General features: G+C 30.5%; 18 protein-coding genes, 1 tRNA gene and 1 pseudogene. 14 read left to right on the forward strand and 6 right to left on the reverse strand.

The window, feature by feature from the left end; genetic code table 11:
• The 4 genes and pseudogenes from Q8S45_RS00755 to Q8S45_RS00770 all read left to right on the forward strand — a co-directional run.
• Positions 1-126, forward strand: a pseudogene (locus Q8S45_RS00755) (IS982 family transposase); the annotation flags it as partial.
• Positions 127-663: 537 nt separating this feature from the next.
• A complete protein-coding gene (gene bshB1 / locus Q8S45_RS00760) occupies positions 664-1,380 on the forward strand; it encodes a bacillithiol biosynthesis deacetylase BshB1 (protein WP_305600318.1) in 717 nt (238 codons plus the stop codon).
• Positions 1,381-1,429: 49 nt separating this feature from the next.
• Positions 1,430-1,505 (forward strand) — tRNA-His (locus Q8S45_RS00765).
• 191 nt (positions 1,506-1,696) lie between these two features.
• Entirely contained in the window at positions 1,697-2,374 is a 678-nt protein-coding gene (locus Q8S45_RS00770; protein ID WP_305600319.1) for a hypothetical protein, read from the forward strand.
• Positions 2,375-2,437: 63 nt separating this feature from the next.
• On the opposite strand, the gene uvrA is transcribed toward Q8S45_RS00770, so the two are convergent.
• The gene (uvrA, locus tag Q8S45_RS00775; protein ID WP_305600320.1) at positions 2,438-5,221 is read right to left on the reverse strand and encodes an excinuclease ABC subunit UvrA; all 2,784 of its coding nucleotides are present in this window, start codon (positions 5,219-5,221) and stop codon (positions 2,438-2,440) included.
• 275 nt (positions 5,222-5,496) lie between these two features.
• Between uvrA and Q8S45_RS00780 the strand changes: the two genes are divergently transcribed.
• Positions 5,497-6,081 (forward strand): RNA polymerase sigma factor, encoded by a 585-nt coding sequence (locus Q8S45_RS00780; protein ID WP_305600321.1) that lies wholly within the window; start codon positions 5,497-5,499, stop codon positions 6,079-6,081.
• Between the two features lie 238 nt (positions 6,082-6,319).
• Here the strand turns inward: Q8S45_RS00780 and nth are convergent, their stop codons facing one another.
• On the reverse strand, positions 6,320-6,955 hold the full coding sequence (gene nth, locus Q8S45_RS00785) for an endonuclease III (protein ID WP_305600322.1): 636 nt from the start codon (positions 6,953-6,955) through the stop codon (positions 6,320-6,322).
• A gap of 298 nt (positions 6,956-7,253) precedes the next feature.
• Here nth and bcp point away from each other — a divergent pair, with 298 nt between their 5' ends.
• Positions 7,254-7,712 carry a thioredoxin-dependent thiol peroxidase gene (bcp, locus tag Q8S45_RS00790; protein WP_305600323.1) on the forward strand — a complete coding sequence of 153 codons (459 nt, stop codon included), beginning with the start codon at positions 7,254-7,256 and terminating at the stop codon, positions 7,710-7,712.
• Between the two features lie 126 nt (positions 7,713-7,838).
• Here the strand turns inward: bcp and Q8S45_RS00795 are convergent, their stop codons facing one another.
• Complete coding sequence (locus tag Q8S45_RS00795; RefSeq protein WP_305600324.1) at positions 7,839-8,285, reverse strand: response regulator transcription factor; 447 nt, start codon at positions 8,283-8,285, stop codon at positions 7,839-7,841.
• 31 nt (positions 8,286-8,316) lie between these two features.
• Positions 8,317-8,643 carry a hypothetical protein gene (locus Q8S45_RS00800; RefSeq protein ID WP_305600325.1) on the reverse strand — a complete coding sequence of 109 codons (327 nt, stop codon included), beginning with the start codon at positions 8,641-8,643 and terminating at the stop codon, positions 8,317-8,319.
• Between the two features lie 124 nt (positions 8,644-8,767).
• On the opposite strand from Q8S45_RS00800, the gene Q8S45_RS13915 reads away from it, so the two are divergent.
• From Q8S45_RS13915 to Q8S45_RS00830, 7 genes are all read left to right on the forward strand, one after another.
• Positions 8,768-9,013: a response regulator transcription factor gene (locus tag Q8S45_RS13915; RefSeq protein ID WP_371132960.1), complete on the forward strand. Its 246-nt coding sequence runs from the start codon at positions 8,768-8,770 to the stop codon at positions 9,011-9,013.
• Between the two features lie 6 nt (positions 9,014-9,019).
• A complete protein-coding gene (locus Q8S45_RS00805) occupies positions 9,020-10,687 on the forward strand; it encodes a hypothetical protein (RefSeq protein WP_305600326.1) in 1,668 nt (555 codons plus the stop codon).
• Positions 10,688-10,837: 150 nt separating this feature from the next.
• Positions 10,838-11,251 (forward strand): hypothetical protein, encoded by a 414-nt coding sequence (locus Q8S45_RS00810; RefSeq protein ID WP_305600327.1) that lies wholly within the window; start codon positions 10,838-10,840, stop codon positions 11,249-11,251.
• A 75-nt stretch (positions 11,252-11,326) separates the two neighbouring features.
• Positions 11,327-11,761 (forward strand): hypothetical protein, encoded by a 435-nt coding sequence (locus Q8S45_RS00815; RefSeq protein ID WP_305600328.1) that lies wholly within the window; start codon positions 11,327-11,329, stop codon positions 11,759-11,761.
• A 14-nt stretch (positions 11,762-11,775) separates the two neighbouring features.
• Positions 11,776-12,003: a hypothetical protein gene (locus Q8S45_RS00820; RefSeq protein ID WP_305600330.1), complete on the forward strand. Its 228-nt coding sequence runs from the start codon at positions 11,776-11,778 to the stop codon at positions 12,001-12,003.
• A gap of 12 nt (positions 12,004-12,015) precedes the next feature.
• Positions 12,016-12,828 carry a hypothetical protein gene (locus tag Q8S45_RS00825; RefSeq protein WP_305600332.1) on the forward strand — a complete coding sequence of 271 codons (813 nt, stop codon included), beginning with the start codon at positions 12,016-12,018 and terminating at the stop codon, positions 12,826-12,828.
• Between the two features lie 27 nt (positions 12,829-12,855).
• A complete protein-coding gene (locus tag Q8S45_RS00830) occupies positions 12,856-13,212 on the forward strand; it encodes a hypothetical protein (protein WP_305600334.1) in 357 nt (118 codons plus the stop codon).
• Positions 13,213-13,720: 508 nt separating this feature from the next.
• Here the strand turns inward: Q8S45_RS00830 and Q8S45_RS00835 are convergent.
• Both Q8S45_RS00835 and Q8S45_RS00840 read right to left on the reverse strand, forming a co-directional pair.
• Positions 13,721-16,153 carry a TonB-dependent receptor gene (locus Q8S45_RS00835; RefSeq protein WP_305600335.1) on the reverse strand — a complete coding sequence of 811 codons (2,433 nt, stop codon included), beginning with the start codon at positions 16,151-16,153 and terminating at the stop codon, positions 13,721-13,723.
• Positions 16,154-16,162: 9 nt separating this feature from the next.
• The gene (locus tag Q8S45_RS00840; RefSeq protein WP_305600337.1) at positions 16,163-17,872 is read right to left on the reverse strand and encodes a M23 family metallopeptidase; all 1,710 of its coding nucleotides are present in this window, start codon (positions 17,870-17,872) and stop codon (positions 16,163-16,165) included.
• A gap of 164 nt (positions 17,873-18,036) precedes the next feature.
• On the opposite strand from Q8S45_RS00840, the gene Q8S45_RS00845 reads away from it, so the two are divergent.
• Positions 18,037-18,327 carry a hypothetical protein gene (locus Q8S45_RS00845; protein ID WP_305600339.1) on the forward strand — a complete coding sequence of 97 codons (291 nt, stop codon included), beginning with the start codon at positions 18,037-18,039 and terminating at the stop codon, positions 18,325-18,327.
• Positions 18,328-18,334: the final 7 nt, after the last annotated feature.

Consider the following 18,334-nt stretch of genomic DNA (forward strand, 5'->3'; position numbering starts at 1 on the left):
GCCAAAACATTTGATGGATTTAAAACAAGAATACTTTCTAAATTAACCTCGTTGACAATTATTCAATACATTAACAAGTTTATTTTTGAGAGAAATATTAACAACTTAAAAATTAACATTGTCTAAATGCACAACGGGTTACCTTATTATAGAAGGACAAATATTTGAATAAAAAAACGACCAATTTTTAAAAGTGCAAAGGTTTGTAGTAAAAACATGACTATTATTTTTTTATTCTTAAACTTCATTTAAAGATAATAGAGATGTAATTATTATAACTAAATGCAGTATTTATAAACAGGATTAATCGAAAACAAAAAAGAGAATGGTGGGACCAATCTCTTTTTCGGGGGCTGATTTACTTATTCCTTGCGTATTAAAGTAAATTTTGATTGTGGGGCACTTTATACTTTTATTATTTATTTTAGGTTGTAAACTTTATATTTAAACTACTTATTTATCATTGTTTAAAATGTTCTGACAAATGTATATAAAAAAATAATACAAAACAAAATAAAATACCGTTTATTTTATAAAAGTTACCGTTTGTAATTTAAATCAAGTATATTAATAGAATATTAAATTATTTTGAATCAATTAAAAAAGTAATTTCACATATTTAAATTACTATATTTGTTGAAGTATCATTATAATTAGTATAACATGAAATTAGATATATTGGCATTCGGTGCACATCCAGATGATGTTGAATTGGGTTGTGGGGCAACCATTGCTAAAGAGGTGGTAGCTGGTAAAAAAATTGGAATCGTTGATTTAACACGAGGGGAACTAGGAACAAGAGGTTCGGAAGAATTAAGAGAAATTGAAGCTGCTCGTGCAAAATCAATTTTAGGAGTTGTTGTCCGTGAAAATCTTGGTTTAGCTGATGGTTTTTTTGAAAATAACAAAGAAAATCAGCTTGAAATAATTAAAATAATTAGAAAATATAGACCTAGCATAGTGCTTTGTAATGCTATTAGCGATAGGCATATTGACCATTCCAAAGGTAGCAAATTAGTTTCCGATGCTTGTTTTTTAGCTGGTTTGGTTAAAATTGAAACAACTTTAAATAATATAAAGCAAGAAGTTTGGAGACCTTTGAATGTATATCATTACATTCAATGGGACAATATAGAACCTCATTTTGTTATTGATGTTACGGGTTATATTGATAAAAAAGTTGAAGCGGTGATGGCATACAGTTCACAATTTTACGATCCAAAAAGCAATGAACCTGAATCTCCAATTTCAAGTAAAAACTTTTTAGACAGCATTACTTATAGGTCAAGGGATTTAGGCAGATTGATTGGAGTATCTCATGGTGAAGGTTTTACCTCAGAACGTTATATAGCTATAAAATCTTTCGATAATTTATTTTAAAAAATGTTTGTAATAAAATAGAATTGTTTTACATTTGCATCCGCAATATGGTGGTTGTAGCTCAGCTGGTTAGAGCATCGGTTTGTGGTACCGAGGGTCGCCGGTTCGAACCCGGTCTTCCACCCAAAATTAAAGGTCTGTTTTTCAGACCTTTTTTTGTTTTAATAATAAAAGGATTAACAATTGTATCCAAAAAAAATACTCAAATGGTATTTAAATTAACATTATTCAACCCATTATATTTTAAGAAACTTTTAAGTATCAATACAATATATTTTTTTAGTTTTACAGCCTTAATTAATTATTAATACATACCATGAAAAATATTATTTATATTATCACTTTAATATTGACTACAAGTGTAGTTGCACAAACATCAACTTCAGTAGAATTAGAAAATAAAAAAATGAAACTTGCATTAACTTATAATGATAATGCCGCCGCTGCATATTCTTTAATAAGTATTATAGCTCTGGAAGGTCCTCAAAGTACCTATAAAGATAGTTTAGCCTATTTATATTACAACGCTGGTAATAATATATCTTGTTTTTTAGTAATTGAAGATGTTTTAAAAACCAAACCAGGTAACTTGGAATTATTGGAAATGAAAGCTATTTCATTGGAATCTATGGGGGCATTGGACAAAGCGAAAGAGGCCTATGAGACTCTATTTAGCAAAACCAATAAAAATTACCACGGGTATAAATTGGCAGGTATTCAAATGGCGATGAATAAAAACGAAGAAGCCTTTGCAACTATAAAAAAGACAGATAAATTACCAGATATTGGAGATGTGAAAATTACATTTCAAGTGAATAAAAATTACAATCAAGAAGTAAATTTAAAAGCTGCCATTGCTTATTTAGAAGGAATTATTGCGTTAAATTTAGAAAAAAAGATAGAGGCTAAATTAAGTTTTGAAAGAGCGGTTAAATTATTCCCAGACTTTACGTTGGCAAAAAGTAAGTTGACAACCATGAATGCCGAAAAATAATATTTTTTTGCTTTAAAAATTTAAACTGCATTTAAAAGAAACTACTACTTTTAAATGCAGTTTTTATTTTAGTTTTTCCTTTAAGTACTGTCCGGTAAAAGAATTAGTGCAGTTTACTAGGTTTTCTGGCGTTCCTTGAAAAATAAGTTCACCTCCATTTTTTCCACCTTCTTTCCCTAAATCAATCACGTAATCGGCACATTTTATTAATTCAATATTATGCTCAATTACAACAATAGAATGGCCATTATTAATTAAAGCATTAAAAGATTTCAATAATTTCTTAATATCGTGAAAATGCAAACCCGTAGTTGGCTCGTCGAATATAAAAAGGGATTTTGCCTGTCTACTTCCTTTAACCAAAAACGATGCTAATTTAATTCGTTGCGCTTCACCCCCAGAAAGGGTAGATGAAGATTGCCCCAATGTTACGTATCCTAAACCAACATCTTGAAGCGGTTTTAGTTTTTTTACTATTTTGGTTTCTTGATGTAATTTAAAAAATGAAATAGCATCATCGATGGTTAAATTTAAAATATCATTGATGGATTTATCATAAAAAGTAACTTCTAAAACTTCTTTTTTAAATCTTTTACCCTTACAAACGTCACATTCTAAATGAACATCTGCCATAAATTGCATTTCAATGGTAACTTCTCCGTCTCCTTTACAAATTTCGCATCGACCACCTTCTACATTAAAGGAGAAATGTTTTGGTTGATAATTTCTAATTTTTGATAATTTTTCTGAAGCAAATAAAGTTCTAATATCATCATATGCCTTAACATACGTTACTGGATTTGATCTACTCGACCTTCCAATTGGATTTTGATTGATAAATTCAATGTGTTCAATAGAATCTATATGACCCTTAATATCTGTATACTGACCTGCTTTTTCTCCATAACCACCTATCCTTTTTTGGATGGAAGGATATAATATTTTACTAACTAAAGTGCTTTTTCCACTTCCAGAAACGCCTGTAACCACTGTTAATGCCTCTAAAGGAAACGTAACATTGATATTTTTTAAATTGTGCTCTCGAGCACCAATTATTTCAATGCTTTTTTTAACATTTCTTCTTGTTTTTGGAACTTCAATTTTCAGTTTTTGGTTAAGATATTTTGCTGTAAGAGAATCCGATTTTAAAATAGTTTCAAAATTTCCCTCAGCAACAATTTCTCCACCAAAAGTTCCAGCTTCTGGACCAATGTCAATAATTATATCGGCTGCTTTCATAATATCCTCATCATGTTCCACAACAATTACTGTATTTCCTAAATCGCGTAAATCTTTTAGAACTTTAATAAGTTTTTCGGTATCTTTTGGGTGTAAACCTATACTCGGTTCATCTAAAATATACATAGATCCAACTAAACTACTCCCTAAAGAAGTAGCTAAATTAATTCGCTGACTTTCACCACCTGACAGCGTATTTGAAGCACGGTTTAAACTTAAATAATTTAAGCCAACATCTATTAAAAACTGCAAGCGATTGTGTATTTCAGTTAATAATCTTTTTGCTATATTTTGCTCAAAATCAGATAATTGAATAGTATCGAAAAACAATTTCAATTCGTTTAAAGGTAAATCTACAAGTTCCCCAATGTGTTTGTTATTAATTTTAATATTACTAACTTCTGTTCTTAATCGTTTGCCATGGCAAGTGGTACATTTTGTTTTTCCTCTATAACGAGAAAGCATCACACGATACTGGATTTTATAACTTTTTTCCTCTAAATGGTTGAAAAAATGGGTTATTCCCTTAAAAGATTTATTACCAGTCCATATAAGTTGTTTTTGCTCTTCTGAAAGCTCATACCAGGGTTTATGAATTGGAATGTCAAATTTGTAAGCATTTGAAATTAAATCATTTTTATATTGTAAAAACGATTCTGATTTCCATGGCAGAATGGCATTTTCATAAATAGTGAGAGAAGTGTTGGGGATTACTAAATCTTCATCTATTCCAATAACACTTCCAAATCCCTCACATTTAGGGCAAGCGCCATACGGATTGTTAAAACTAAAAAGGTGGGTGTTGGGCTCTAAAAATTGCAATCCGTCTAGCTCAAATCTATTGTTAAAACTTGTTTGAAAAGTCGTGTTAACATTTTCTATAATACACTCTCCTTTACCTTCAAAAAAGGCTGTTTGTATGGCATCACCCAGTCTATTGTAAAAATCTTCATCACTTTTTGTTACTATTCTATCAATTACCAAGTGAAAATCATGTTCAATTTCAGAAAAAATATCTTCAATTTTTAAAATTTCATTTTTATATTTTATTCTAGAATATCCCTGTTGGGATAATATTTTTAATGTTTGTAAAACACTTCGATCTTCATTAATATGTACTGGCGATAACAATAGTAATTTGGTGCCAATTTCTAACGTTTTAATAAAATTTAAAACATCTGTAACAGTATGTTTTTTTACCTCTTTACCTGATATTGGAGAATAGGTAATTCCAATTCGAGCATATAATAATTTCAAATAATCGTAAATTTCAGTGCTTGTACCAACGGTTGATCGTGGATTGGTTGAATTTACTTTTTGTTGAATCGCAATGGCAGGAGAAATTCCTTTGATATAGTCAACTTTTGGCTTGTTTAGGCGTTCTAAGAACTGTCTAGCATAAGACGATAAACTTTCAACATACCTTCGTTGTCCTTCAGCAAAAAGGGTATCGAATGCTAAACTAGATTTACCAGAACCAGAGAGCCCTGTGATTACCACCAATTTATTTCTTGGAATTGCTACATCAATATTTTTTAAATTATGCAGCTGAGCACCTTTAATTAAAATATATTCTTTTGGACTAAGCGCTGCAATATTTTGGGTCATTTATGATGGTAAAAGTGGATGAAATGCAAAGGTAATGACAATTTATTAAAATGAAATAGGAATAAGGATTAATTGATTTAAACAAGAGAAGAATGTTTTATTTGAAATTTATTAATAACAGGGTGTTTTTAACAAATAGAGAATGAAAATTTGCTTTTATAAAAAAAAATACGCATCTTTGATAAATAATCTCAAATAAAAAGCGCCTATTCGTTAAAATTACTTTTTAAAAATAATAAATACAGAAAAATTTAACCCCTAATCGTATTTAAGTTATGGAAAGTACACGAATTACCGATGGCGTATTGGTTAGCAACTACATTAATGGAAACGAAAAATCTTTAGAAATATTAATTCTAAGGCATAAGAGTCGTATTTTTGGTTTTATAATTTCGAAAGTTTTAGACAGAGAAATAGCCGAAGATATTTTTCAAGATACATTTATAAAGGTTATAAACACCTTAAAGAAAGGTACTTACAATGAAGAAGGTAAGTTTTTGCCTTGGGTAATGCGTATTGCTCACAATTTAATTATTGATCATTTTAGACGTAATAAACGCATCCAGATTTTTAAAAATACTGACGATTTTGATATTTTTAGTGTAATTGGTGATGAAACATTGAATGCTGAAGGGCAATTGATTAAAGATCAAATACTAGAAGATGTGAAAGCATTGGTTTATGAGTTACCAGAAGATCAACAGGAAGTTTTAATTATGCGTTTGTATAAAGACATGAGTTTTAAAGAAATTTCTGAAAATACTGATGTTAGCATCAATACCGCTTTGGGTAGAATGCGTTATGCACTCATTAATTTAAGGAAGTTGGTAGAAAAACATCAAATAATTTTAGTAAGTTAAAATAATAATATAATAAAGGTGAAATTTTGTCGTTATAAGTTGTATAAACCAACTATTTATGATAAAACTTTACTCAACCAAGTCTCTCATGAGAGAGCAACCTAGACCTGAGATAATTCAATATTTGCTTAACTACTCTAAACAAATGAGGGTAGTGAAAACCAACAAAAACGATTATATTGAGTTACATTTGAATTAATGTTCTTTTTGAACCCACTTTTTAACCAAAAGTGGGTTTTTATTTTAGGATTTCTTTTCTACCAATAGTTTTTGTAATAATATCTTTTTCAACATTCCAGCCACGAGCGGGAGAATATTCACGTCCATAAAAAATAATTTGCAAGTGTAATTTGTTCCATAATTCTTTAGGAAACAATCTTTTTGCATCTTTCTCAGTCTGAACTACATTTTTGCCATTGGTTAAATTCCATCGATACATTAACCTGTGTATATGGGTATCTACTGGAAAGGCAGGAATTCCAAAAGCCTGACTCATAACCACACTCGCCGTTTTATGTCCAACAGCTGGTAATTCTTCCAAATCTTTATAGTTTTGTGGAACTTTCCCATCATGTTTTTCAATTAATAGTTGTGATAAACCATAAATTCCTTTCGATTTCATTGGAGATAAACCAACTGGTTTTATAATTTCTCTAATTTCTTCTACCGATAATTTCACCATATCGTACGGATTATCGGCTTTGGCAAATAATACAGGTGTAATTTTATTAACCCCTTTATCGGTACTTTGAGCCGATAACAAAACAGCTATTAAAAGGGTATACGGATCTTTATGTTCTAAAGGAATAGGAACTTTTGGGTATAAATCTTCAAGGGTTTCAATTACAAATTTTACTTTTTCAGTTTTGGTCATTTTTGAATAAAGTTGAAAGTTAAAAGCTATAAATTAGATTAACAAATACAAAGTTATTTAAAATTCCCCTCTTGAGAGGGGTAAGGGGTGTGTTTTTCTGAGAACAATGTATTAGTTATTAAAAGAAACTAGTCATTGATAACCTAGGAAGTTCAATTTTGCCTATTGACTAAGGTCAGAATTCACAAAACATATTTTTTAAATCTTTATCCTTATATTATTTCATTTATGATTTTAACTTTTTAACTTTCAACTTTTAAAACTTAAAACTTAAAACTTAAAACTTAAAACTTTAAAAATGACTACATTAAAAAAAGGAGATGCTGCACCAAATTTTGAAGCATTAGACCAAACAGGAAATATCATAAAATTATCAGATTATAAAGGTAAAAAATTAGTGTTATTTTTTTATCCGAAAGCAAGTACACCAGGTTGTACCGTGGAGGCTTGTAATTTGAGGGATAATTATCATACTTTTTTAGCCAAAGGATTCGAAGTTTTGGGAGTAAGTGCTGATGCAGCAAAACGACAACAAAATTTTATAAATAAGTACGAGTTGCCATTTCCATTATTAGCTGATGAAGACAAAAAAGTAATTAATGCTTTTGGCGTTTGGGGATTAAAAAAATTTATGGGACGAGAATTTGAAGGAATTCACAGAGTTACTTTCGTGATTGATGAAAATGGCATTATTGAAGACGTGATCACAAAAGTTAAAACGAAAGAGCATTCGAGCCAGATTTTGGATTATGCTTAATAAGTCAGCAGTATTCAGTGGCAGTTAACAAGTTCGTAAGTTTTAAAGTTTTAAGTTCAAAATTGTGACAGTTTAGGGCAACTAATAACTGATTATGGAATTTTAGACTGTTAGGTAATTAAATGTTTAACAAATAACTCCTTCCACATAGCACCTAGCAATTAATTCCGGGGTATTTTTACAGCCGGACTTTCTTAAAATATTTTTTTTGTGAGCGTTAATAGTATGTGGAGAAATAAATAATTGTTGCGCAATTTCATTAAATTTGATTCCTTTGGATATTAATTTAATAATCTCCTTTTCACGTTTGGAAAAAATATCTTTAAAACAATCTTTTTCTAAATTAAGAATACTTTCATTTTCAAGTGAATAACAACCTGATTCATTTGAATAATAATAGGATGGCCTTTTTGTGCTAATTAACGATAATTTATGATTAATTGGTATATTTAAATAGGTAATATCTGTATGGATGCATAACGTCTGCTGAATTTTTTTGTCATCAGAAGCGCTTAAAACCTGGGCCTGGTGTAAAATTGTTTTGTAAGTTCCGTTCGTGTGCTTTAGTCTCATTATGTAAACACTTTTATATAAGAACATATCTTCAACAGAAAGCTTTTTTAAAAAAAAAATCAAAAACAATGGCTTCCTTTTCATTCATTTTTGCAAGATCCTCGGGATGCATTATTTTAAAAGCATTATTCATAGAAAATTCTTTCGGTTCAATGCCCAAAACATCTTTAACGCCTTCACTGACATAATCCATTCCAATATTTTCGAAATTTAATACAAAATAATAAAAGCTCCCTGCAGCAAATGAGGAAGCAACCTGATCAACAATTTCTAAAAGGAGTTCTTTTTTATTGGGTTGAAGAATTTTATTTTCCGAGTCCCAAACACTAAAAACCTTGGCGCTATCTTTTTCATTCATAATTTTTTTAGTTAGCAATTAATCAAATATATACAAAATTACCCAATTTAGGGTATTTCAGATTAAAAAAAATGTGTATATGTTTAACAGGGAGAAAGTTGTGAAAAATTCACCTACTTAAGATATGACAATTAAAGCAGTAAAGTTATTGAGTAAATCCGAATTGAAAGTCTTGGAATTGATCTGCAATGGTTATACCAGTGAAACAATTGGACTAAAATTGGAAATCGCAAAGAGTACTGTACAAACACATCGGCGTAATATGTTACGAAAAGCAGTTTTTAAAATAACGCAACAGAAAATGTTGTGGTATGAGAATAAAATAAATGTTTTAAATAATTTCAGTAAAAATATTAACAAATTAAATTAAAAAATTATGCGTTATCTCTTATTTTTTTTAATACTAACTATAAGTGGGGTAAGTGCCCAGGTTGTAAACAGCAATGGAAGTATTGTTTGGAATCCAAGTTCCTATGACTCAAAAGTTGGCTATACGTTTTACTCCAAAGGATTGATGTCAGGTATTATGGAATCGACCGAATTGATTATAGAAAACCGCAGTAGCTATGAGTTGTTCATTAAAGTAAGTTATACTATATACGATAATTGCGGAGAGTCCAAATCGTATACCAAATCAGAAACGTTAATAGCCAGAACAACAAGCTCTTCCAGCGGTGCTTTTTTTTCGGGAATTGATTTTGAATCAAACTGCAAAGACATATCCAGTTATAGCAGCAACCTAAAAACAAAAATTAAAAATGTAACGGTTAGATTAATTAGCTTGGAAAATAATACAGAAAAAGAGCAAGAACTGCAAAGAAAAAAACAGGAAGAGGAAATAAGGAAGCAAAGAGAGAAACAGGAGGAATTAGCAAAAAAGAAGCTGGAAGAAGAACGGAAAAAAGAAGCTGAGTTAAAGAAAAAAAACGAAGAAGAGAATAATAGAAAAACAGATGAGGCTGCATTGAAAAGAAAACTGGAAGAAGAAGCAAGTGGAAAAAAAGCATTTGAGGAAAAAGAAGCACGGGCAAAATCATTGACTGATGAAACGGAACGGAAAGAAGCGCTTAACAAAATAGCTCTGGAAAAAAAAGAGATAGAGAAAAAAACGAATGAAAAGAAAGTTGCCGAGAAAAAAGATACTAGAACTGAAGAAGAAAAGCGAATTGAAAGTGATAACACTCAGCGCAATATAAGAGCATCTCAGGCATTAGAATTTGAAGCGGATAGACTTAGGAACACGAATCCATCTGCAGCTAAAGAAAAATATGAGCAAGCTCAAATCATACATTACACGCCGCGAGTTGAAGAAAAAATTAAGACCTTAAAATCAGCATTTATAGCAGATGCAGCTGTAGGAAGTGTAATGATGATTGATGACATTACAAATCAATTAGATCCAGATGGAAAAACAAGACATTCACAGGCGTTTTCTGGTTATGATGGTGTTTCAGGAAACTATGATAACCTATATTCAAAATACAAACAAAATCCATATAATATTACTTTTTTTGGACTTCGATTGAGTGCGATTTTTCTTGCTCTGGAAATGAGGCTAGGTTATAATAATTCTCCAGTTTTTGAATATGAAGTTATCAGTAATGAAAGAGGTGAAGATGTAGTTCTAGATAAAATAGGACTTCAACAGCAAGCGTTATCAGTTGGTGGTTCTGGAGGATTAAATTTTAAGATCAAAGATTTTAGTATTTATGGCTTGTATGGAATAGAGTGGGTAGGTTTACAGACTTCACAAAAGATTTTTTCAGAAAATGATCAATACAAATTGGTAGATAAAGAAATACGGTACCCCGACCTTATATTTAGTATATCAATGGGTTTGGATTATAGAATTCCAAATACAACATTTGGAGTTGGCATTCGGTATAATATTAAAAATATTAAGACAAAACCAGAAACTAATTTTATTGAAATAAATAATTCGGCATCTAATAATTCATTACATACTTATTATTTAAATAAAATAGTAGATACTAATTATAAGTTTAATGATTTTGGTTTAAGATTTATTTGGGACTTTGATTAATATCCACTTTGTAGTATTTTTAATAATAATTTGAATTAGTTAGTAATACTTGAACCATACCGTAGCCATTGATCTTAAAAAAACAGTAAAGATAAGTTCATTTATGATTCAAAATTTACAATTTTCACAAACCTTTTAAAACAAAACATTATGACAATTGCCGAAATTATTAATAGTTCGAATGGGAAATGGTCTGATAAAGTATCAGACATAGATTTTCTCTTTTTAAATGAATCATCAAAATCAGTAGGATTTTCGAAATCAATTGAAAATCAATTTGAAGTTGTATTAGATAAAACTTCCATACCATCAACGGAGAACAAACCAAAATGGAAGTGGCTAAAAACAACTATATGTGAGGTTTTACATGACCCAGAAACTACAAACACTTTAAATCAAGTAGAGCTTGAAGATGCAAAGAAAAAACTGGTTGAAATCGTTTTTGAATATATTATAAAAATTATACCAATTGCTGGACCATTAGTCGATGTAATCACTAAAATCATCATTTACATATTAAAAAAAGCTTTTAATAAGGGAATATCAGAGTTTTGTGAAGAATAAAAAGAATGTATGAACCTAGCAATATTTAGACAGAAGGCAATATTTTATTAATAATTCCCTAATAATTAATCAAATATGAAACTTATATTTAAAGGAACCGAAGAGTATATTAAACAAGCAGTTGATAAAGTGAATGATATATTATTAAACCCAGCATTTTATGAAAGTTTATCGGCTTTGCCACAAATGGAGAATACCCAATTCTCATCTAATCAAATTTCAGAAATAATAAAAAACAGCCAACAAGAAATTCAAATTGTAACATATAAACCTTTAAACCCTTTTAGCAAAGTAAATGCAACAACGATAAATGAAGGACTTATTAAAGTAAACTTGCGTAGATTTAGCCATGATTTAAAGGAAGGTGTAAACACTTTAATTCACGAAAGTGTTCACGCTATTGACTTGTCTGATGATAAATTAGATTTTACACATTCATCAAATTACCCTAAGGGACAGGAAAAAACAGCTCCATGGATTATTGGTGAGTTATCTGAAAAATTCATTTAGATAATATATTAAAAATGAAAGATATTTATAATGAAAGACAAAATTTTATTTTTAACACTAATTTTTATTGTCTTAACAGTGAAGGCGCTATCATGTTAGAAATGATAATGAAACAGGGTCAACTCCTTCTCTTTAATTTTTTTTTAATCATTCCAAAATCAAAATTTGAAAGCGCAAAAAAAGCTTTTCTCCGCCTTGACGAAATAGCCAAAGAAGAAATCAAAGATCCATTTAGCAACTAATAAAATTCAAACATGAAAAAACATTTCTTCCTCCTGCTCCTTCTTACAAGTTCAGCTTCATCCAGTTTTGCCCAAGACATACTTTTTGTTGGCCTGTTCAACAATCCTGAGAGTAGCAGTAACTATTGGTGCCGAGGAATGGAAATGGTAAAACAAACTGTAAAAACCGAAGTCGAAGCACAGCAACTGGCTATCGATTTTAAAAAAGAACATGACAAAGACAGCCCAATCACCAAAATATTTAAAAGCGGCAGTGTTATATTATACGATTTTATTAAAGAAGACAAAGCATTTAAATGCAGTTACCGGGTTATTGGCTGGAAACAGAGTAAATCGAAAGTGGAGGCTCGCGAACTTTTAGAAGAGGATGAAGATCGCATCAAAAAAGAATACAATGGCAAGCCCAATGAACTGTATGCCTGGGAAGGCACAGGGGTAAGCCCCATACAGGAAATTTCTTTAACTTTGGAAGGCATTTCCATTCTGTTTAAAAAAGTAAATAATAACGGCGCTAAAGAAAGTACTTGGGTGGCAACAGTAACCAACCCACTTAAAGATAAAATGGCCTATATGGTGTTTTTGCTCGATGATGTTCGTAATCCGTCTGATTATAAAAAATCCTTCAAACTGCAACCTGGCGAAATTTTAAATGTAAACCTAGGCAAGGGCATTGCAGCCGATGTATTGATTCGGCTGGGTAAAAAAGATGAACCCGAAGATGGCCCTGGCGTTATTTACCAGTTAAAAAACTATATACGCCAAAAAGTAATAGAAAATAAAGGAAAATTAGAAACTAAAGGAGCTCCGTTTTCAGTAAGGGGCTAAATTATTTATTAACTTAAAACACAAATAATGAAAAAAAGTATCGTTATTATTTTATTGGCATTTTGTATCACATCGCATACGTCAATGAAGCATGCAACTCAAAAGGCTATGTTGATTTATCTTACCGCTTATAACACTAGTGGCCAAATAAGATATTTCACCGAACCATTTTTAATTGAAATATACCACGACAATCCTGACTACAGGATAGTTGAAAAAAAGGTAAAGGATTTTAAAGAAAAAGTAAAAAATGATTATTCTGATGAAGCACCGCAGCCAAGCATTGTATATGGTGAAAACGACGATCAGACCAAAGTGAAGTATGAAAACGACAAAGAGTACGAAAGATTAAATGGCCGAAATGTAAAAGTATTTAAATTATAAATTGGGGTACAAAACCACCTGCTATTTTTACAAGAAGATAACTATCAGATATATGCCAAAATAAATGAAAAAATAATGATATATAAATAGCTAATATACCGTCTTTTGATATTATTTTCCAATCAGAGTGGACAACTACAACTAAATTTGCTTTAATCGATAAAGATTTGATCAGGTTATTATATCATCCTTACATGAGCGTTGGGCTGAATGAAAACCAAGTAGATAGCGTTTTGAGGGAAATCCTAATCAATGAATAAAAAAAGTGCCCAATTAAAATATGGTAAATTTGACCAATAGTGCTATAAATGAAAGTGGGAGCAAAAAAAAATAGTAATAAGTTGAAAACTAGCGACGTTGAATACCGAAAGTACCATGTTCAAATAGTTTTACAGATAGAATTCTGAATATTAAAATGAAACTATGACAGCTATTTTAACCGAAGGCTATTTGGTAAATATTGGTTTTATTTTTCAAATTGCTAAACAATTCAACAATTCAACAACAATCAAAACTTTACATCAACTTTTACATTAAAAACTCTCGAAGTCATATAATTAGGAATGCCATAAAATTGTTTTGAATAGGAATCGCGTACCCAGGTATTGGTAATTGCGTTTTGCACATCAAACATATTAAATATTTCAAAACCTACAGCTAATTCTTTAAAGTTACTTTTCCAACCAGATGAATAAGAATTTGTTGTATCCACAAAAACATAAGAAACACCAATATCTGCTCTTTTATAAGCGTTTAATCTATTTTGATAAACATAAGGATTTGCATACGATGGAGAACCACCTGGTACGCCTGTATTAAACACCAAATTCAAATACATTTTAATATTTGGAATGGTTGGCACATAATCTTGAAATAACATCGCAAACTTAAATAATTGATCTGTTGGTCTGGAAATATATCCTTGACTATTGCTATTTTCTTCGGTTTTTAAAAAACCAATACTCACCCAACTTTCAGTTCCTGGAACAAATTCGCCATTTAATCGTAAATCAAGCCCTGTAGCGTACCCTTTTGCATTATTTGTGGCAGCATATCTAATTTTAACATTATCAACAGTATATGTATTTACATTGGTTAAATTTTTAAAATACATTTCAGAGGTAAGTTTAAAAGGTCGGTTCCATAAATTAAAACTATAATCGTTTCCAACTATAAAATGGGTAGCATGTTGAGCTTCCACGTTTTCATTAACAATTCCAGAATAATTTCTAAGTTCTTTGTAAAATGGAGGTTGATTGTACGTACCAATTGCCAAACGGAAAAGCATATCTTTTTTCCAATCTGGTTTTATTGCGAATTGTGTCCTTAGGCTAAATGTGGTTTGATTTTTAGCAGTTACATTCCAATGATGCGCTCTTAGTCCAGCATTGTACCATATTTTATGATTACCCCAAGTGCTAATTTTACTGTATTGCACAAAAGTTTCGAAACGATTTATACGGATATTATTTGTAGCATCTACACTTCTAAAAGGAAGTAACTCGCCTGTAAAAGGTTGGTACGGTTCATTGTTTGGGTTATTGGAAAGTGGTCTAACATTGAACCCTAGAGAATCAATAACTTCCCATTCTTTTAGTCGATCTCTAATGTCTTCAAATTGATGCTTAATTCCGAACTCAACTAAATGTAATTCTTTTTTAAAGGCTGCGTTTATAGCAATATTTCCAATTAGTGCATCTAAATTGTTTCGGGCGTGATTTAATTGGGAACCTATTCCAGTATAATTTTCAATCTCACCAAAATTATCTGAACCAAAATCCGTATTAACTTCGCCCAAATTATAATTCGCTAAAATATCAAAATACTCTTGTTCTGTGGTGTGATATAATGAAGAAATAAAATTCACATTTAAATTTTCTGAAAGGATATAAGTGCCTTTCAAAGCTCCAAATAAAGTTTTAAACTCATCTTTTTCTTGACCTTCATAAAAAACAATGAGACCTATCGGATTTGTTAATGTTCCGAAATTTGTTCTTCTTGATTTTGGAATATAATGGTAGTTGTTTAAGGCAAAATTACCAAGAAAATCGATTTTTAATTTAGGGTTGACTTCATATGATAAAAAAGATTGGATATCAGCAAATTTAGGATTGCTATTTGTTTCAATATCCTGACTATCAATAAACAAACTGTGATCTCTATATCGGATTCCAACCAAAGCACTTAATTTGTCATTCATTAATTTTCCTTCAATAGTAGCACTGCCACCAAGTAAACTAGTTTGAATAGCTACTTCAAATTTCTCTGGAGTTTTGTACGTGATATCTAAAACAGAAGATAGTTTGTCACCATATTTAGCTTGAAAACCTCCGGCAGAAAATTTAATATTTTGCACCATTTGGGTATTAATGAAACTCAAACCTTCTTGTTGCCCCGAGCGCACTAAAAAAGGACGATACACCTCAATACCATTTACATACACTAAATTTTCATCAAAATTTCCTCCACGCACATTGTATTGTGTGCTTAATTCGTTGTTATTATTAACTCCTGGTAAGGTCATTAATAAATTTTCTACTCCTGCATTTGCACCTGGAATTTTAGTTGCAGTTTTTGGCGTAACAGAAATAATACCTTGCGCTTCTTTAGCAGAATCCCTAACTTCAATTTCTTCAATTTCTTCAACTGAAGCTTCCAAAATAGGTGAATAACGCAACGTTTTATTGCTTGGAATAATCACCTTTTTGAAAATAGTTTTAAATCCAATATGACTAAATTTAACTTCAATAGGAACGTCAGCTGGAATGTTTAAAGTATAGGCACCATTTTTATCGGATGTAGTACCAACATTTAAATAAGTGATTGCAACCCCTTCAATAGGTTCTTTTTCTTTGGTTTTAATATCTCCTTTAATCACTGCTTTTTGCGAAACAGCTGTGAAACCAATAAAAAGAGCAATGAAAAAAAGTACTGTTTTCAAATGATTATTTTATTTTCTATAAAACGTTGTAACTAATTCTGAAGTATTTCCAACATTGTCCATTACTACTATTTTTAATTCATGTTTTGCTTCCATATAGGTTTTTTCTGTAAAATCATGAGTTAATATGCCATTAGTTACATCGTATTCCATTAAAATCCACGCTCCATCAATTTCCCCTCTATAACTTTTAATCCCAGATCCAATATCTCCAATCTTTACTTTGAGTTGTAGATGATTTGTTAACCACTGATTTTCTTTAAAATTATACAATTTTATGGTAGGAATTTTGTCATCAAATAAAATAGCATAGTTTCCAAATTTTCTAGTTGAGGTGTAACAGTAATTGTCCTTTTTGATTGTTTTTGTATAGGAACTTCGATTCTTATTTGTTAAATACGCAATATACAATTGTTCCTTTTCCTTTTGTGAATAGGTTGAAGTATCAAATGTTAAAGTGAAATTAGCCGCTACAGGCACAGTTGGTGTATGAATAGTAGCCCTATTGTTTTCGACAACGAAATCTAAATATAAATCGTTATAAAAAGTATATTTAGGAAAAGAAACCTTAACACCATTCAATTCAAATTTATTAAATTGGGTATGATTAATTGAGTAGTTTGTGATTTTTGGTGTACTTGTAACCAAAATTGAATCTTTTTTCCCTTTAATAGGAATACTTACTTTTTGCTGATTTCCTTTGAAATCTTTTGCAATAATTTCTACTTTATAGTGAATGCCATCTTCAACTTTTAGATACCCGTTATTAATATTTGTCGCATACATTCCTAGTGAATTAAGTGGTTCTACAAAGCATTTTTGTATGGTTTGGTTTTGAATAGCAAGACGCTTATAATCTACTAGAAGATTGATTAACTTGTCATCTTTAAATGCAAATTGTGACGTATTAAATTCATGTATTTTTTGGCCGTTGACCAACATTTCTAAGCTATAAATTCCGTTGCGGTTTGGCGCTCCATCCAATACGTCAAAAGAGTGAACACCAAAACTTATTTCTCCATATGCTTTAATAGAATCGGCCACAATTTCATTAGTTGTACTTTTTTTGAGTGATAATTGTGTTGGTATTGAAAGTTGGTTGATATGTGAATCATTATTTTTTGTATATCCTATAACATTATCAATAGTGGGTTTTATAGAATCATTCAAATTAAATCCGAAAAGCATTGGGTTAAACGCGTTTTGTGTTGATGAATCTCTAATTTCGAAGTGAAGGTGAGGACCCATAAAACCACCGGTTCTTCCGCTTAAACCAATTACTTCCTTTCTTGAAATTGGTAATTCATTAGCGTTTGGATACACTTGCATTTCAAAACTTTCATTTTCGTATTGCTTCTTTTTAATGTAAGTTTCCAGCCGATCACTAAAACGTTGCAAATGCGCATAAACGGTTGTAAAACCATTTGGGTGAGTTATATAAACAACTTTTCCATAGCCCCAATGTGAAATTCTAATTCTTGAAATATAACCTTCCGCTGCTGCATAGACTTTAAACCCTTCTTTTTGTTGTGTTCTAATATCGAATCCAGCGTGAAAATGATTGGGTCTGAGCTCTCCAAAGGTTCCAGATAAAAAAAGAGGAATATCCAATGGGCTTTCAAAATAATTAGATGGAAATAGTTTGTTTTGAGGTAATTGCGCATGGCATAGCCCAAAATAAAAAATAAACGAATATAGAGATAGAAGGTATTTAAGCACTTTTTTTGATTTTGGGCTAATGTACTAAATAAATTATTTTTAAAAATTAATTATAGTATACTAACGCAAAAAATATAAATTATATATAAAATAGCGCAAAACAGTTGTTATATTGCTGTACTAACACTAACTTTGTATTTATAGTTTAGATTCTATAAGTGCCTATGAATTCTTTAACACAAGTTGTTAATTTAGTTGAAAATAAGCTCCAATTACTTTTGGAAAAATTTATTTTTTTAAAAGAGGAAAACGAGTTATTACATCAAAAAATAACAAAATTAGAGATGAAATTGGAGGAAGAGAAGCAACTTTTAAATGATTTTGATAAAAAATATCAAACATTAAAAATTGCAAAAACTATAGAAGGCAGTAAAGAAGATAGAAAAGAAACGAAACTTAAAATAAATGCTTTAATTCGTGAAATTGACAGTTGTATCAATCAATTAAGCGAATAAGTTCTTT

Origin of the sequence: Lutibacter sp., from assembly GCF_030692605.1 — a bacterium.
GTDB lineage: Bacteria > Bacteroidota > Bacteroidia > Flavobacteriales > Flavobacteriaceae > Lutibacter.

Excerpts from the sequence above, each read along its gene's own strand:
- bshB1 (WP_305600318.1), top strand. The coding sequence starts at position 664 with ATGAAATTAGATATATTGGCATTCGGTGCACATCCAGATGATGTTGAA.
- Q8S45_RS13915 (WP_371132960.1), top strand. The coding sequence starts at position 8,768 with ATGACAATTAAAGCAGTAAAGTTATTGAGTAAATCCGAATTGAAAGTC.
- Q8S45_RS00800 (WP_305600325.1), bottom strand. The coding sequence starts at position 8,643 with ATGAATGAAAAAGATAGCGCCAAGGTTTTTAGTGTTTGGGACTCGGAA.
- Q8S45_RS00830 (WP_305600334.1), top strand. The coding sequence starts at position 12,856 with ATGAAAAAAAGTATCGTTATTATTTTATTGGCATTTTGTATCACATCG.
- nth (WP_305600322.1), bottom strand. The coding sequence starts at position 6,955 with ATGACCAAAACTGAAAAAGTAAAATTTGTAATTGAAACCCTTGAAGAT.
- Q8S45_RS00805 (WP_305600326.1), top strand. The coding sequence starts at position 9,020 with ATGCGTTATCTCTTATTTTTTTTAATACTAACTATAAGTGGGGTAAGT.
- Q8S45_RS00770 (WP_305600319.1), top strand. The coding sequence starts at position 1,697 with ATGAAAAATATTATTTATATTATCACTTTAATATTGACTACAAGTGTA.
- Q8S45_RS00820 (WP_305600330.1), top strand. The coding sequence starts at position 11,776 with ATGAAAGATATTTATAATGAAAGACAAAATTTTATTTTTAACACTAAT.
- uvrA (WP_305600320.1), bottom strand. The coding sequence starts at position 5,221 with ATGACCCAAAATATTGCAGCGCTTAGTCCAAAAGAATATATTTTAATT.
- Q8S45_RS00845 (WP_305600339.1), top strand. The coding sequence starts at position 18,037 with ATGAATTCTTTAACACAAGTTGTTAATTTAGTTGAAAATAAGCTCCAA.
- Q8S45_RS00795 (WP_305600324.1), bottom strand. The coding sequence starts at position 8,285 with ATGAGACTAAAGCACACGAACGGAACTTACAAAACAATTTTACACCAG.
- Q8S45_RS00815 (WP_305600328.1), top strand. The coding sequence starts at position 11,327 with ATGAAACTTATATTTAAAGGAACCGAAGAGTATATTAAACAAGCAGTT.
- Q8S45_RS00810 (WP_305600327.1), top strand. The coding sequence starts at position 10,838 with ATGACAATTGCCGAAATTATTAATAGTTCGAATGGGAAATGGTCTGAT.
- Q8S45_RS00780 (WP_305600321.1), top strand. The coding sequence starts at position 5,497 with ATGGAAAGTACACGAATTACCGATGGCGTATTGGTTAGCAACTACATT.
- bcp (WP_305600323.1), top strand. The coding sequence starts at position 7,254 with ATGACTACATTAAAAAAAGGAGATGCTGCACCAAATTTTGAAGCATTA.
- Q8S45_RS00825 (WP_305600332.1), top strand. The coding sequence starts at position 12,016 with ATGAAAAAACATTTCTTCCTCCTGCTCCTTCTTACAAGTTCAGCTTCA.